At 68.8% G+C, this 15,009-nt stretch carries 15 protein-coding genes; 4 read left to right on the forward strand and 11 right to left on the reverse strand.

Going from position 1 to position 15,009, the window contains the following annotated elements:
- Positions 1-117: 117 nt before the first annotated feature.
- From kynA to kynB, 3 genes are all read right to left on the reverse strand, one after another.
- A complete protein-coding gene (gene kynA, locus HWX00_RS31505; protein ID WP_034190535.1) occupies positions 118-1,041 on the reverse strand; it encodes a tryptophan 2,3-dioxygenase in 924 nt (307 codons plus the stop codon).
- 68 nt (positions 1,042-1,109) lie between these two features.
- Entirely contained in the window at positions 1,110-2,363 is a 1,254-nt protein-coding gene (gene kynU / locus HWX00_RS31510) for a kynureninase (RefSeq protein WP_034190536.1), read from the reverse strand.
- Positions 2,364-2,388: 25 nt separating this feature from the next.
- Complete coding sequence (gene kynB / locus HWX00_RS31515) at positions 2,389-3,030, reverse strand: arylformamidase (protein WP_034190537.1); 642 nt, start codon at positions 3,028-3,030, stop codon at positions 2,389-2,391.
- A gap of 130 nt (positions 3,031-3,160) precedes the next feature.
- Between kynB and HWX00_RS31520 the strand changes: the two genes are divergently transcribed.
- A complete protein-coding gene (locus HWX00_RS31520) occupies positions 3,161-3,661 on the forward strand; it encodes an Lrp/AsnC family transcriptional regulator (RefSeq protein ID WP_006477992.1) in 501 nt (166 codons plus the stop codon).
- On the opposite strand, the gene HWX00_RS31525 is transcribed toward HWX00_RS31520, so the two are convergent.
- The 3 genes from HWX00_RS31525 to HWX00_RS31535 form a co-directional block, all read right to left on the reverse strand.
- A complete protein-coding gene (locus HWX00_RS31525; RefSeq protein WP_069707051.1) occupies positions 3,648-4,157 on the reverse strand; it encodes a flavin reductase family protein in 510 nt (169 codons plus the stop codon). The two genes, HWX00_RS31520 and HWX00_RS31525, sit on opposite strands and share 14 nt — an antisense overlap.
- 281 nt (positions 4,158-4,438) lie before the next feature.
- The gene (locus tag HWX00_RS31530) at positions 4,439-5,104 is read right to left on the reverse strand and encodes a hypothetical protein (protein WP_034190539.1); all 666 of its coding nucleotides are present in this window, start codon (positions 5,102-5,104) and stop codon (positions 4,439-4,441) included.
- Positions 5,101-6,507 carry a selenium-binding protein SBP56-related protein gene (locus HWX00_RS31535; RefSeq protein ID WP_124609882.1) on the reverse strand — a complete coding sequence of 469 codons (1,407 nt, stop codon included), beginning with the start codon at positions 6,505-6,507 and terminating at the stop codon, positions 5,101-5,103. The genes HWX00_RS31530 and HWX00_RS31535 overlap by 4 nt, the downstream gene beginning before the upstream one ends.
- A 589-nt stretch (positions 6,508-7,096) precedes the next feature.
- Here HWX00_RS31535 and msrA point away from each other — a divergent pair.
- Entirely contained in the window at positions 7,097-7,657 is a 561-nt protein-coding gene (gene msrA / locus HWX00_RS31540; protein WP_175028948.1) for a peptide-methionine (S)-S-oxide reductase MsrA, read from the forward strand.
- Between the two features lie 38 nt (positions 7,658-7,695).
- On the opposite strand, the gene HWX00_RS31545 is transcribed toward msrA, so the two are convergent.
- From HWX00_RS31545 to pdxH, 3 genes are all read right to left on the reverse strand, one after another.
- Positions 7,696-8,997: a DUF72 domain-containing protein gene (locus tag HWX00_RS31545; protein WP_049029782.1), complete on the reverse strand. Its 1,302-nt coding sequence runs from the start codon at positions 8,995-8,997 to the stop codon at positions 7,696-7,698.
- A gap of 23 nt (positions 8,998-9,020) precedes the next feature.
- Positions 9,021-10,241: an SAM-dependent methyltransferase gene (locus tag HWX00_RS31550; protein ID WP_034190543.1), complete on the reverse strand. Its 1,221-nt coding sequence runs from the start codon at positions 10,239-10,241 to the stop codon at positions 9,021-9,023.
- A 121-nt stretch (positions 10,242-10,362) separates the two neighbouring features.
- Positions 10,363-11,007 carry a pyridoxamine 5'-phosphate oxidase gene (pdxH, locus tag HWX00_RS31555; protein WP_124670948.1) on the reverse strand — a complete coding sequence of 215 codons (645 nt, stop codon included), beginning with the start codon at positions 11,005-11,007 and terminating at the stop codon, positions 10,363-10,365.
- A gap of 128 nt (positions 11,008-11,135) precedes the next feature.
- Between pdxH and HWX00_RS31560 the strand changes: the two genes are divergently transcribed.
- A complete protein-coding gene (locus tag HWX00_RS31560) occupies positions 11,136-11,993 on the forward strand; it encodes a tRNA threonylcarbamoyladenosine dehydratase (RefSeq protein ID WP_034190545.1) in 858 nt (285 codons plus the stop codon).
- Between the two features lie 109 nt (positions 11,994-12,102).
- Here the strand turns inward: HWX00_RS31560 and trxA are convergent, their stop codons facing one another.
- Together trxA and HWX00_RS31570 are read right to left on the reverse strand one after the other, a co-directional pair.
- Positions 12,103-12,951 carry a thioredoxin gene (gene trxA / locus HWX00_RS31565; protein ID WP_034190546.1) on the reverse strand — a complete coding sequence of 283 codons (849 nt, stop codon included), beginning with the start codon at positions 12,949-12,951 and terminating at the stop codon, positions 12,103-12,105.
- A 52-nt stretch (positions 12,952-13,003) separates the two neighbouring features.
- On the reverse strand, positions 13,004-13,885 hold the full coding sequence (locus tag HWX00_RS31570) for a pirin family protein (RefSeq protein WP_175028947.1): 882 nt from the start codon (positions 13,883-13,885) through the stop codon (positions 13,004-13,006).
- Positions 13,886-14,112: 227 nt separating this feature from the next.
- Between HWX00_RS31570 and HWX00_RS31575 the strand changes: the two genes are divergently transcribed.
- Complete coding sequence (locus tag HWX00_RS31575) at positions 14,113-14,991, forward strand: EamA family transporter (protein WP_175028951.1); 879 nt, start codon at positions 14,113-14,115, stop codon at positions 14,989-14,991.
- Positions 14,992-15,009: the final 18 nt, after the last annotated feature.

Raw genomic sequence — 15,009 nt, forward strand, 5'->3', positions numbered from 1 at the left:
ACGGCGCGGGAACCGCGCACGCAAAGGGCCGGATGGGAAAACGGTGTCGGCGGCGTGCGGCCGCATGAAGGCAGGGGCGGCCCGCACGTCGTCGTGACGGCGGGCCCATGACGGGCGTTACAGCGTGGTGCGCACGTGCCAGAGTTCGGGGAACAGCACGACGTCGAGCATCTTGCGCAGGTACGGCGCGCCGCTCGTGCCGCCCGTGCCCTGCTTGAAGCCGATGATGCGCTCGACCGTCGTCACGTGACGGAAGCGCCACTGGCGGAACGCATCCTCGAGATCGACGAGTTCCTCGGCCATCTCGTACAGCTCCCAGTGCTGCTGCGGGTGGCGATACACCTCGAGCCATGCGGCTTCGACCGTCTCGTCGTGCCGTGTCGGCTGCGTCCAGTCGCGATCGAGTCGTTGCGCCGCGATCGGGAACCCGCGCCGCGCGAGCAGGCGCACGACTTCGTCGTAGAACGACGGCGCTTCGAGCGTCGCGCGCACCTGTTCGAGGAGGTCGGGCCGGTGCGCATGCGGCTGCAGCATCTGCGCGTTCTTGTTGCCGAGCAGAAATTCGAGCTGGCGATACTGGTACGACTGGAAGCCCGACGACTGGCCCAGGTACGGGCGCATCGCCGAGTATTCGGATGGCGTCATCGTCGACAGCACGTTCCACGCCTGCACCAGTTGCTCGAGGATGCGCGACACGCGCGCGAGCATCTTGAACGCGGGCGGCAGCGCGTCGGTGCGCACCGCGTCGAGCGCGCCGCGCAGCTCGAACAGCGCGAGCTTCATCCACAGCTCGCTCGTCTGATGCTGGATGATGAACAGCATCTCGTTGTGATCGGGCGACAGCGGATGTTGCGCATCGAGGATCGAATTCAGCGACAGGTAGTCGCCATAGCTCATCGACTTCGAGAAATCGAGTTGCGCGTTGTGCCAGCCGGCATCGCCGGGCACGTGCGGCGCTTCGTGCGCGGCCGGTGCCGGTTGGGGGGCGCGTGCGCCCGAGAACGGGCAACCCGCCGGCGCGTCGCCGCCGGGTGGCTGCATATGACCAGAATTCACGACTCTCTCCAGATTTGAATGACGAACGCGCGGCGCGCGCCGGGTAATGACGGTCAGGTCACCGCGCCGCGTTCGGCGAACTCGGGCGCCTTCCACGCGTCGGTGGCGAGGATGTCGCGCAGCGTTTCGACGGCGTCCCACACGTCGGCGAAGCGCGTATAGAGCGGCGTGAAGCCGAAGCGCAGCACGTACGGCTCGCGGTAGTCGCCGATCACGCCGCGCGCGATCAGCGCCTGCATCACTTCGTAGCCGTGCGGATGTTCGAAGCTCGCCTGCGAGCCGCGCTGGTGATGCGCGCGCGGCGTGACGAGCTTCAGCGACAAGCCCGCGCAGCGTGCTTCGACGAGCGCGATGAACGCATCGGTCAGCGCGAGCGACTTGCGGCGGATCGCCTGCATGTCGGTCTGCAGGAACACGTCGAGCCCGCATTCGACCATCGACATCGACACGATCGGCTGCGTGCCGCACAGGAAGCGCGCGATGCCCGGATCGGGCGCGAAGCCCGGCTGCATCGCGAACGGCGCGCGGTGGCCCCACCAGCCGGACAGCGGCTGCGAGAAATGCGCGTGATGGCGCTGCGGCACCCACACGAACGCGGGCGAGCCCGGGCCGCCGTTCAGGTACTTGTACGTGCAGCCGACCGCGCCGTCCGCGCGCGCGCCGTTCAGGTCGACCGGCACCGCGCCGGCCGAGTGCGCGAGATCCCACAGCATCAGCGCGCCCGCGTCGTGCACGAGCTGCGTGACGGCCGGCATGTCGTGCATGTAGCCGGTGCGGTAGTTCACGTGCGTGATCATCGCGACGGCCGTGTCCGCGCCGAGCGCGGCCGGCAGGTCGGCCGGATCGTCGATCAGGCGCAGCTCGTAAGCGCCGCCGAGCTGTTCGATCAGCCCCTGCGCGATATACAGGTCGGTCGGGAAGTTCGAGCGTTCCGACACGATCACGCGGCGTTCGGGCGCGCGCCCGGCCTGGTGGCGCAGCATCGCCGACAGCAGCTTGAACAGGTTGATCGAGATGGTATCGGTGACGACCGTTTCGCCGGGCGCGCCGCCGATCAGCGTCGCGAGCTTGTCGCCGAGACGGCGCGGCAGCGCGAACCAGCCGGCCGTGTTCCAGCTGCGGATCAGGCCTTCGCCCCATTCGGCGCCGATCACCTGCTGCGCACGCGCGGCCGACGCGCGGGGCTGCGCGCCGAGCGAGTTGCCGTCGAGGTAGATCACGCCGTCGGGCAGCGAGAACTGGTCGCGCAGCGGGGCAAGCGGGTCGTCGCGGTCGAGCGCGAGCGCGTCTTCACGGGTCTTGATCATGATGTGGGGTCGTGGGTCGGGGTAATCAGGAAGCATGCGCGGGCAGCGCGCGCAGCACCGCGCGCACGGGGCTCGCGTCGAGCGTCGCGAATTTCAGCGGCAGCGCGATCAGTTCGTAGTCGCCGGGCGGCACGTCGTCGAGCACGATGCCTTCGAGGATCGCCATCCGGTGCGCGCGCACGCGGTGATGCGCGTCCATCGTCTTCGATTCCTGCGGATCGAGCGACGGCGTATCGATGCCGATCAGCTTCACGCCGCGGGCGGCGAGCAGGTCGACGGCCGCGGGCGCGACCGCGCAGAAATCGCTGTCCCACTGCTCGACGCTGGCGCGCGCACAGGTGCGCAGCAGCACGCGCGGCGGCACGCCGTCGAGCGCGGCCGCGATGTCGGCCGGCTGCACGACCGGCGATGCGCCGATGCAATGGATCACGCGGCACGGGCCGAGATAGGTGTCGAGCGGCACGGCGCCGATCGGCGCGCCGTCGGCGTCGTAATGCAGCGGCGCATCGCAGTGCGCGCCGGTGTGCGGCGACAGCGTCACGCGCGCGACGTTGACCGGCGAGCCGGCCTCCATCCGCCATACGCGTTCGACGGAAACCGGCGTATCGCCCGGCCACACGGGCGTGGCGGGGCTGACAGGCGGCGAGATGTCCCAGAGGGTGTCCATGGCATGACGAGTCGGTGAGTCGATGCTTCGAATGATAGGTGGACGCTCGCAGAAAGTGCTTGCGAAATAAACATGGACAATCCGCCGGATTGGCAGATAATTCGACTGAGAGGGAAAACGGGGACCAAAAATGCACGCGATCACGCTCGATGCCACCGACTGCCGGATTCTGGCGGTACTGCAGGAGGAGGGCAGAATCAGCAATCTCGACCTGGCGGAACGCATTTCGCTTTCGCCATCCGCCTGCCTGCGCCGCATGCGCCTGCTCGAGGAGCAGGGCGTGATCGAGCACTATCGCGCGTGCCTGAGCCGCGAGAAGCTCGGCTTCGAGCTCGAGGCGTTCGTACAGGTGTCGATGCGCAACGAAGAGAATCAATGGCACGAGCGCTTCGCGGAAGCGCTGCGCGAATGGCCGGAGGTGGTCGGCGCGTTCGTCGTGACCGGCGAGAGCCACTATCTGCTGCGCGTGCTCGCGCACAACCTCAAGCACTATTCGGATTTCGTGCTGAACCGGCTCTACAAGGCGCCGGGCGTGATGGACATCCGTTCGAACATCGTGCTGCAGACGCTGAAGGATGAAGCCGGCGCGCCGGTCGGGCTGGCGCGCACGGGGGCGATCAAAGCGGTGTGAGGCCGTGGAAGCCGCCGCCGTGGAACACCAGCGGCGGGGTCGCGTCCGATACCGCACGCACGCCGCAGCGTTCGACTTCGCCGACGAAGATCACGTGGTCGCCTTCGTCGTAACGGCTGCGGTTGTGACATTCGAACCACGCGAGCGCGCCGTCGAGCACCGGCATCCCCGAGTTGCCGGCCGCATGCGCGATCCCTTCGAAGCGGTCGCCCTTGTAGGTCGAGAAGCGCTTGCACAGGTCGAGCTGCGACGCCGCGAGCACGTTCACCACGTAATGACTGTTGCCGCGGAACACGGGCGTCGACGCCGATTTGTGCGCGAGACTCCACAGCACCAGCGGCGGATCGAGCGAAACCGAGTTGAACGAGCTCGCGGTGATGCCGATCAGCTGCCCGGACGGTGCGCGCGTCGTGATCACCGTCACGCCCGTCGCGAACTGGCCGAGTGCCTGCCGGAAGGCGGCCGCGTCGAAATCCGGCGGGTTGGCGCGGCTCATCGGGCCACCATCCGGAACGAGACAGGCAGGCGCGGCGCGACGCGGGTGGCGCGGGCACGGCGGACGAAAGGCGACAAGGCGGTCGATTGGGAAGGGGTGCGCATGGCCCGATTTTAGCGGAATCGGGGCTGGCGGGCCCGGCCGGACGGCGCATCGCGGGGGCAGGGTGGCATAGCGAACACTGCGTCGCGCGGCGGGATGCGCTGCCGCGGGCGGGCGGCCTGGCCGTCGTGCCCGTTCGGGTGCGGCGCCGGCGCATCCCGCCGGCCGTCGCTCCCGCGCTATCGCGCCGCCGCCAGTCCGAGCGACAGCGCGCCCGTCACGATCAGGCTCGATGCCCACACGGCATCGAGATTGAACCAGCTCCGCGACACGAACTTCAGCCCGAGATAGCGGTACACGAGCCATGCGAGCCCGCCGCCCGCGGCGATCATCGCGGCCGCGTGCACGGCCGCGACGACGAGTGCCATCCCGAGATGCGCATCGACGAGCACGGTCGCGGCGCGGTGGCCCGCATCGCGGTCGAGGCCGCACAGCCCGAGGTAGACCGGCACCAGCATCAGCCCCGCGCCGTGCGCGATCGCGACCGCGAACGACCACAGGCCGAGTCGCGCCGGCGGGATTCGCGCGAGCGCGCGCGGGTGCCGGCGCCGGATCAGCAGCACGGCGCCGAAGCCGATCACGAGCGCGCTCGCGCCGATCCGGATCGCCGACTGCCACGCGAGCAGCGCGGCGAGCAGCCCGAACGGCAGCATCACCGCGAAGACCGCGAGCGCATGGCCGAGCGCGAGATAGCCGAGCGCCGCGACGAGCGCGGTGCCGCGGCGCGTCATCAGCGCGTTCGATACCGCGAGCGGCCAGCCCATCGCGGGATTGAGCCCGTGATAGACGCCGCTCGCGAGCACGGCCGCCCACAGGGCGACCTGCGCGTGCAGGCCGGCGTTCAACGCCTGACCGACGGATAGCAGAACGAGTCGGTCGAGCAGTCGCCGCCTTCGAGCCGGATCTGGTGCGCGCGATAGCCGTCGGGGAATTCGACCCAGTAGTCGTCGGCGAGCGTCAGCCCGCCGTCCGGCCCCGCATGCGCGAGCACCTGCGCGCCCGGCACGCCGTCCGGATAGAACTGGTCGTCCCACGTCGAATACAGCGAATTGGTCCAGTACACGCGCCGGCCGTCGCGGCTGATCTCGACCATCTGCGGGCCGCCTGCGAACCGGCGGCCGTTCGTGTGCGGCGCACGGCGCGCGATGCCGCCGATGCGTACCGACCCCGCGAGCACCGGGTGGTGCGGATCCGACACGTCGTACTGGCGCATCTCGCCGGTGCCCCAGCACGACACGTACAGGAAGCGGTCGTCGAGCGACAGGTCGATGTCGGTCACGAGCGGCGGCACCGCGCCGAATCCCTGCAGCAGCGGCGGCAGCTCATCGGCCGTGGCCGGCTCGGCGGGAATCGTCGCGGTCTTCTTCACATGGAACTTGCCGTCCTCACGCCACCAGGTCCAGATCGAGCCTTCGAGGTTGGTCGTGTCGACCACGACGCCGACGAACCCGTATTCGCGCGCCGGGTCGTGCGCGGGCCGTACCTCCAGCGCCATCTGGTGCTGCGCGCCGAGATCGATCGTCTGCACGTTGCGCCGCGCGCGCAGGTCCCAGAAATGCAGCCGGTGCCCGTACTTGTTCGCGAGCAGGTCCTCGGGGACGATGCCGTTCTCGAACTGCGGCGGCAGCGCCCATTCGCTCGACACCATGTAGTCGCGCAGCAGGTTCCACCAGAAGTCGTAGTGCTTGTCCTGCGAGCCGCGGTCGATCTCCCAGCGGCCGAGCACGTCGAACGTCTCGCAATCCATGATGAAGATGCCGGGCGCGCCGTCGGTGCCGTCCTTGCCCGCGCCGCCGAGCGTGCTCACGTAGATGCCTTCGGGGCCGCAATGCACGGTGTGCGGGCGCGAGTAGCCGGTCTTCGCGAAGATCTCGTCGGGCTCGATGATCTTGTGGATGCGCGCCTGCGTCGGGTGCGGCTTCGTATCGATCACGTAGATGCGCGACGAGCGCAGGCCCGGGATGATCAGGAAGCGGCGCTCGAGGAACGCATGGCCGGTCAGCGGCGACAGCGACGACGAGCACGCATTCCAGCCGAAGTGGTGAAACTCGTCGCCGGTGTTCGGCATCGTCACCGTATGCACGATTTTTCCGTAGGTCGGCGATCCGGGCTTCACGTCGATCACGGCGAGCGCGTCGGGTCTGGAAAAATCGGGGCTCAGCAACAACGTATAGGCAAATTCCTCCGCCGGCGCCTGCATCGCAAGCTCGGGTGAAGCATGAAACGTCGGGTCAGGCCGCATGCTCATGGTGATGCCCTCTCGATGGGTTCGGATCGTGAACGCACGGCCGTTCGTTGCGGGCGTGCGGGTCGGGATGGCCGCGCGGCGCGCATCGTGCCGGCGGATGCGATCGGCAGGCGGACGCACGTGTCGGTGCCACGCGCGTTGCCATGCATCAGATCGTGAAAGCGGGGAAAGCCGGTAAAGGCAATACGCGGGATCGCCGCGCCGGGGGCGGGACGGACGCGTGGCCTGGCGTTGGTACGGTTGAAGCGGCGGCCCGCGGCGCGACGCCGGCCAGGCGGGCGACGCAGGCGAATTCTGTTAAGGCGTGCATATCGATGTTCCGGCGGATGATGTTTGCATCAGGGTCGGGCATGCATCGGGCGCTGCGTGCGCGGCGACGGGTTTGCCGCCGCTCGCGCGTGCCTCAGTGTAGACGAGAAACGTGCGGCGAGTCGTGCGCGGCACCTGTGCAATCTGCCAGGTTCGCGCGCGAGTGAGATACTTGCCGGAGTGTCGCCGTGCCCCGCATCGCGGGCCGCGCGGCGGCGGGATGGAACGGCGGCAGCCGGCACGGGCGTGCCGCGGCCGTCATCAACGAGGGTCTGAATTCATGGGGAACGAGATGCTTGAAACCGCGACTTTGGGAGGCGGGTGTTTCTGGTGCACGGAGGCCGTGTTTCTCGACGTCGACGGCGTGACGGCCGTCCAGTCGGGTTATGCGGGCGGCCATACGCGCAATCCGGGCTACCGCGAAATCTGCGAAGGCGACACGGGCCACGCGGAAGTCGTCAACGTGACGTTCGATCCGGCGCGCATCGCGTATCGCGAGATCCTCGAGATCTTCTTCGCGACGCACGATCCGACCCAGCTGAACCGGCAGGGCAACGACGTCGGCACGCAGTACCGGTCGGTCGTGTTCACGCATTCGGATGCGCAGCGCGACACGGCGCTCGACGTGATCCGCGAGCTCGAGCGCGAGCAGGTGTTCGGCCAGCCGATCGTCACGCAGGTCGTGCCGCTCGACGGCAACTACTGGCCGGCCGAGGACTATCACCAGAACTATTACGCGCGCAACCCGGGGCAGGGCTACTGCTCGGTCGTGATCGGGCCGAAGCTCGCGAAATTCCGGCAGAAGTTCTCGCACCGGCTGAAGTCGCTGCGCGGCGCGTAAGCGGGTAGCCGGCCGGGCCGGGCGTTACGCCCCCTCCGTTACGCCGCCTCGTTGCGCCACTGCGCGCACGCGGCGGCGATTTCGCGCGCGAGCGCGATGCACGACAGCGGCGCGGAGCCTTCCGCCTTGTTGTTGATCGTGATGATCACCGGCTGCCCGGCCAGCGCGTAGCGCGCGGCCAGTTCGGCGAGCGCCGAGCGCGTGGCCGGATCCTCGTCGACGAGTTTGTCGAACGGCTCGTATTTCGCTTTTGCCTGTTCGTACTTGAAGCCGCCGTGCAGGCTCCAGCGCACGATCAGCGGGCCCGGTGCGTCGCCGTCGAGCAGCGCGAGCGCGGCGGCCTGGCGCAGCGGGTCGGGCATTCGCGCGTGCAGCCCGACGCAGTAGCGCACGCCGAGCGACGCGAGCGCGCGGATGAAGCGCGGCGTGAGCAGGCTCGCGTCACGGATCTCGATCGCGTAACGCGGGCCGTCGGCTGCCGGCGCGAGCGGCGGGAGCGCCGCGAAGAACGCGGTCAGCCGGTCGATCAGCGCGGCCGGTTCGGCAAGCAACGGGTCGGGCAGCGGCGAGAACTGGAACACGAGCACGCCGGCTTTCCGGCCGAGCCCTTCGAGGCATGGCTGCACGAATTCGCGGGTCGCGAGCGCGGCGTCGAGGAAGGTCGGGTTCGGTCCCGACGGTTCGCCGCGGCGGCCGCGGATCACCGCGTCGGTCACCGACGCCGGCGCCTTCACGACGAAACGGAAGTCGTCGGGCACCTGCTGCGCGTAGCGCAGGTAGTCGGCCACCGACAGCGGGCCGTAGAACGACCGGTCGAGGCTCACGCTCCTGAGGAGCGGATGCGCGCCGTACGCTTCGAGCCCTTCGCGCGACAGCTTCGTCTGCGCGAAATCGCCGTCGTAGACGATGCCGTTCCAGCCGGGGAAATACCACGACGACGTGCCGAGCCGGACGTTCGGCGGCAGGCCGGCCGCGGCGTCGGCAACGTCCGCCGAGATCGGCGCGGGCAGCACGCCGCGCTTGCGCCGGCCCTTCTTCGGCGGCGCGGCGGGCGGCGACGGTTCGTCCCACAGCAGCCCCGAGGACGGTGCCGGTTCGTCGTCGGCCGCGCGGGAGGGGGCCCGGGCACGCGGTGCCGGCGACGCTTCGTCCTGCGCCTGCGGCGTCACGGGTTCATCGGTGCGGGCGGGGCGGGGGTCGTCAGTGGGTGACGGCGACGCGCGTGCCGCGTCCGCCGGCACGCCGAACAGGTCGAATTGCCCGTCGGCGTGCGACCCGTCCGTGTCGTCGCGCTGCTGTCGTTCCGGCGGCGTCTTGCGCCGCGTCCTGCCGTCACCCATGCATGCCCAGCGTGAAGCGCCGCCTAGCGCGGCAGCGCGTGTTCGTACATATAGCGCCGCGACCACGGCAGCGTTTTCGCGCTGCGTCCGGCCTTGCGGCACACGATCTGGAAGATCGACACGTCGTCGTGCTCGAATGCATACGCGCAGCCGGCAAGATACACGCGCCAGATGCGGAATTTTTCGTCGTCGACGAGGGCTTTCGCCTGGTCGGCCTTCGCCTCGAAGTTTTCCGTCCAGATGTCGAGCGTGCGCGCATAGTGCCGGCGCAGGCTTTCGACGTCAACCGCTTCGAGCCCGCCGCGCTGCGCCGCTTCGAGCGCGAGGCTGATGTGCGGCAGCTCGCCGTCCGGGAACACGTAGCGGTCGATGAATTCGCCGCCGCCGAGCGCCGTCTCGCCGCTTTCCGCGTCGGTCGACGTGATCCCGTGGTTCATCGCGATGCCGTCGTCGGCGAGCAGGTCATGGATGCGCGAGAAGTAGAGCGGCAGGTTCTTGCGGCCGACGTGCTCGAACATCCCGACGCTCGTGATGCGGTCGAACTGGCCTTCGATCTCGCGGTAATCCTGCAGACGAATCTCGATCCTGTCTTCCAGCCCCGCGGCCTTTACACGCGCGGTCGCCAGGTCGAACTGGTTCTGCGACAGCGTCACGCCGAGACACGTCGCGCCGAACTTCTGCGCGGCGCGCAGCACGAGCGCACCCCAGCCGCAGCCGATGTCGAGCAGGCGCTGGCCGGGCTCGAGCTGGATCTTCGTCAGGATGTGGTCGATCTTCTTGATTTGCGCGGTGGCGAGATCCTCGTCGCCGTTCTCGAAATACGCGCACGAGTACACCATGTTCTCGTCGAGCCACAACTGGTAGAACGCGTTCGAGACGTCGTAGTGGTACTGGATCGCCTTCTTGTCGGTGCTCTTCGAATGATTGAAGTAGCGTTTCACGCGCGCGAGCTTGCTCGCGCTCGTCACGGTGCTGCGGGCGAGCGAGTAGCCGATGTTGATGATGTCCGACAGCTTGCCTTCGATGTCGATCTTGCCCTTCACGTACGCCTCGCCGAGATTGTCGAGGCTCGGTTCGAGCAGCAGCGGCAACGCCGACGCGCTGTTTACCTTCAGCGTGACCTGCGGTGCGCTGAAGGTGCCGAAATCGAGTTGCTCGCCGTTCCACAGCACGAGGCGCGCCGGTATGTTCGCTTTCGCCCGTACTTCGTCCGCCCACTGTGCCAGCTTCTTTTCCCAGAACATTTGGATTCTCCGTTTGTTCGTTGAATCGAATACAGCCAAGTATCTTGACCGGCGCCCGCCGCTTGCGAAGCGGGCGCCCGGATGCAACACGAGACACGACCGGCGTGCGCCGGCGCCGCGCTTACGGCGACAGGCGCGAGATCGTCCAGCCCGCCGCCGTCGAGGCGTCGCGCGTATAGAGCAGGCGGTCGTGCAGCCGCGACGGGCGCCCTTGCCAGAACTCGATCGAGTCGGGCACGAGGCGGTAGCCGCCCCAGTGCGGCGGGCGCGGCGGGTTGTCGCCGTAGCGTTCGCTGACGGCCTGTTCGCGCGCTTCGAGCGTCGCGCGGCTGTCGATCACGGTGCTCTGGTCGGACGCCCATGCGCCGATGCGCGAGCCGAGCGGGCGCGACGCGAAATAGCGGTCGCTTTCTTCCGCACTGGTTTTCTCGATCCGGCCTTCGATGCGCACCTGGCGTTCGAGCTCGATCCAGTAGAACAGCAGCGCGGCTTGCGGATGCACGGCGAGATCGTGCCCCTTGCGGCTTTCGTAATTGGTGAAAAAGACGAACCCGCGCTCGTCGACGCCCTTGATGAGCACGATCCGCGCCGACGGCCGGCCGTCGGCGCCGACGGTCGCGAGCGTCATCGTGTTCGGCTCGGGCAGCTTGGCGGCGAGCGCCTCCTTGAACCAGCGATCGAACTGGGCGAAAGGGCTGGGGGCGGCATCGGCTTCGTCGAGCGAAGCGCGTGAATAGTTGATGCGGAGATCGGCGAGAGTCGTCATGTTATGCAAACGCTTCAATCTGGGGCCAGTATAGCGAACGCGCGGGAATCGTGCGTGCACAGTGGCGCGTGCGAGCGGGGAGTTCAGGCAAAATAGAGGGCTGCACGACTTACGTTTTCCTTGCTGCCATGTCCGCTGCCGACGCTGCCCCGCCCAGTTCTTCTGATCTTACCCCGACCCCGCAAATCCAGCTTGACGTGGATCGCGCGCGGCGCTTCGGCGGCGTCGCGCGCCTGTACGGCGCGCCGGCGGCCGCCGCGTTCGAGCGCGCGCACGTCGCGGTGATCGGCATCGGCGGCGTCGGGTCGTGGGTGGCCGAGGCGCTCGCGCGCAACGCGGTCGGCACGCTGACGCTGATCGATCTCGACAACGTCGCGGAAAGCAATACGAACCGGCAGATCCACGCGCTCGACGGCAATTACGGCAAGCCGAAGGTCGACGCGATGGCCGAGCGGATCGCGTTGATCGATCCCGCGTGCCGTGTGAACCGGATCGAGGATTTCGTCGAGCCCGACAACTTCGACGCGCTGCTCGGCGGCGGCTTCGACTACGTGATCGATGCGATCGACAGCGTGCGCACGAAGGTCGCGCTGATCGCATGGTGCGTCGCGAAGCGGCAGCCGCTGATCGTCGTCGGCGGCGCGGGCGGCCAGCTCGACCCGACGCGCATCCGCATCGACGATCTCGCGCTGACGATCCAGGATCCGCTGCTGTCGAAGGTGCGTGCGCAGTTGCGCAAGCAGCACGGTTTTCCGCGCGGGCCGAAGGCGCGTTTCAAGGTCAGCGCCGTGTATTCGGACGAGCCGCTGATCTATCCGGAAGCGGCCGCGTGCGACCTCGAGGACGGTGCCGAGCCGTCCGCGGCTGCGCATGTCGCGGGGCTCAACTGCGCGGGATTCGGCTCGAGCGTGTGCGTGACCGCGAGCTTCGGGTTCGCGGCCGCCGCGCATGCGCTGCGCGCGATCGCGGCGCGGGCCGCCGGCTGAGCGCGCGACGCGCGCGCATCGACGGTTGAGGGTGCGGCGCGGGTCGTGCGCCGCAAGCGATCCGGCGTCCGGCCGGGCCGTGGCGGCCCGGCTGAATCGCCGTATCGGGTCAGTTGAGCGCCATGCTCAGCTTGCGTCGCCACCCGGCGACGAGATCGGGGCGATCGCCGGCCAGCTCGAACACGGAGATCAACGTGCGGCGGCCGAGATCGTCGCCGTACGCGCGGTCGCGCTTGACGATTTCCAGCAACTGCTCCACCGCGCCTTCGTACGCGCGCCGCGCGATCAGGCTCTGCGCGAGGTCGAAGCGCGCGTCGAGGTCGGCCGGGTTCGCCGCGATGCGGGCTTCGAGCGCGTCGGTCGGCGGCAGGTCGGCCGTGGCGTCGAGCGCGTCGAACCGGGTCTTGATCGCCTGGTAGCGCGGATCGCCGTTCTGCACCGTTTGCGGCGACAGGCGCTCGGTCTCGGCGCGCGCGGCGTCGACCTGGTTGTGCGCGAGCAGCAGTTCGATCAGGTCGAGGCGCGCGTCGTCGAAGCCGGGGTTCAGCGCGAGCGCCGCTTCGAGGTGCGTGAGCGCATCGTCGTAGCGCTGCTCGGCGATCGCGTATTGCGCGGCGCGGCGCTCGGCTTCCTCGGGCGCCGGCAGCAGCCGGTCGAGGAACGCGCGCAACTGGCCTTCGGGCAGGACGCCGACGAATTGATCGACCGGGCGGCCGTCGGCGAACGCGATCACGTGCGGGATGCTGCGCGTCTGGAAGTGCGCGGCCAGTTCCTGGTTCTCGTCGACGTTGACCTTCACGAGCTTCCAGCGGCCTTCGTAGTCGGCTTCGAGCTTTTCCAGCAGCGGGCCGAGCGTCTTGCAGGGGCCGCACCACGGCGCCCAGAAGTCGACCAGCACGGGCGTGTCCAGCGACGCCTCGATGACGTCTTTCTCGAAAGTGGCAAGCGTGGTGTCCATGTCGTTCTCTTCGGTTCGAATATCGTCAGGATGGGGGCGGCGCGCCCCTTTTTCAACGCGGCTTCGGCTCGGGCAGCGGAATCCACTCGGTCTCGCCCGGCACCGTGCCCAGTTCCTGGCGCGTCCACGCTGCTTTCGCGCGCTCGATCGCGTCGCGGCTGCTGGCGACGAAATTCCACTCGATGAAGCGTTCGCCGTCGATCTTGTCGCCGCCGAGCAGCATCGCGCGCGCGCCGCTGCCGCTCGTCAGCGTGACCGTGGCGCCCGGCGCGAGCACGGCCATCTGTTCGGCCGGCACCGGCGTGCCGTCGATCGCGAGCTCGCCGTCGACCACATAGACCGCGCGCTCCTCGTGCGACGCATCGAGTTCGAGCCGGCCGCCGGCCGCGAATTCGGCCGCGACGTACAGCGTGCGCGAGAACGTCGTGACGGGCGAGCGCAGCCCGAATGCGTCGCCGGCGATCACCGTCAGCGCCACGCCGTCTTCGTTGCGCTTGGGCAGCGTGTCGGCCGCATGGTGCTCGAACGACGGCTCGGTCGTCTCGTGCGCCTGCGGCAGCGCGACCCAGGTCTGGATGCCGTGCACCGTATGGCCGCTGGCGCGCTGCGCATCGGGCGTGCGTTCGGAGTGGACGATCCCTCGGCCGGCCGTCATCCAGTTCACGTCGCCCGGCACGATTTCCTGCAGCGAGCCGAGGCTGTCGCGGTGCAGGATCGCGCCGTCGAACAGGTAGGTGACGGTCGCGAGCCCGATGTGCGGATGCGGGCGCACGTCGAGCCCCGTGCCGGCCGGCAGCGTGGCCGGCCCCATGTGATCGAAGAAGATGAACGGGCCGACGAGACGCGCGGCGAGTGCGGGCAGCGTGCGGCGCACCTGCAGGTTGCCGATGTCGCGCACGTGCGGCTTCAGCAGGGCTTTGATCGAGTCGGTCATGGCGGCTCCAGTGGGGCGGCGGGGGATGCCGGTCATTGTACTGGGCGCCCGCCGTCGATTCCATGCGCGCCGCGCGGGTATCGGGCCGCGCGGCGAAACCCGGTAGACTGACGCGCTTCTCGGGAAAACGCCGGGCCGCCCCAGGTTTTCCCGACCCCCTCGGGGGCTGGCGCGAAGCGACAGGACGGGGGCTTTGCACAACGATTCGAATCGAGGAGACGCCGATGATGGCCCCGAAGGACTTGCTGCTTGCGCTGGTCGTGATCCTTGCGTGGGGTGTGAACTTCGTCGTGATCAAGGTCGGCCTGCACGGGATGCCGCCGATGCTGCTCGGCGCGCTGCGCTTCACGCTCGCGGCCGTGCCCGCGGTGTTCTTCGTGCGCCGGCCACGGATTCCGTGGCGCCTGCTGGTGTTGTACGGCGCGACGATCCAGCTCGGCCAGTTCGTGTTCCTGTTCACCGGCATGTACGTCGGCATGCCGGCCGGCCTCGCATCGCTCGTGCTGCAGTCGCAGGCGTTCTTCACGCTCGTGTTCGCGATGCTGTTTCTCGGCGAGCGGCTCCGTGTGCAGAACCTGGTCGGGCTCGCGATCGCCGCCGGCGGGCTCGTCGTGATCGCCGCACAGGGCGGCCGCGCGATGACGCTCGCGGGCTTCCTGCTGACGATCTGCTCGGCCGCGATGTGGGCGTTCGGCAATATCGTCACGAAGAAGGTCGGGAAGGCGAACCTCGTGTCGCTCGTCGTGTGGGCGAGCCTCGTGCCGCCCGTGCCGTTCTTCCTGCTGTCGCTGTGGTTCGAGGGGCCGCAGCGCATCGCGACCGCGCTCGCCGGGCTCGACCGCGCATCGATCTTCGCGGTCGTCTATCTCGCGTTCGTCGCGACGCTGCTCGGCTACGGGCTGTGGAGCCGCCTGCTGTCGCGTTACCCGGCCGCGCAGGTCGCGCAGTTCTCGTTGCTGGTGCCGGTCGTCGGGCTCGCGTCGTCGGCGCTGCTGCTCGACGAACATCTGACGCGCACGCAGCTGATCGGCACCGTGCTCGTGATGGGCGGGCTCGCCGTGAACGTGTTCGGCGGGAAAGTGCTGCGCCGCTTCGCGGCGTCGTGACGCGCCGGCACGCCACGC

Origin of the sequence: Burkholderia seminalis DSM 23518, assembly GCF_902832885.1 — a bacterium.
Classification (GTDB): Bacteria; Pseudomonadota; Gammaproteobacteria; order Burkholderiales; family Burkholderiaceae; genus Burkholderia; species Burkholderia seminalis.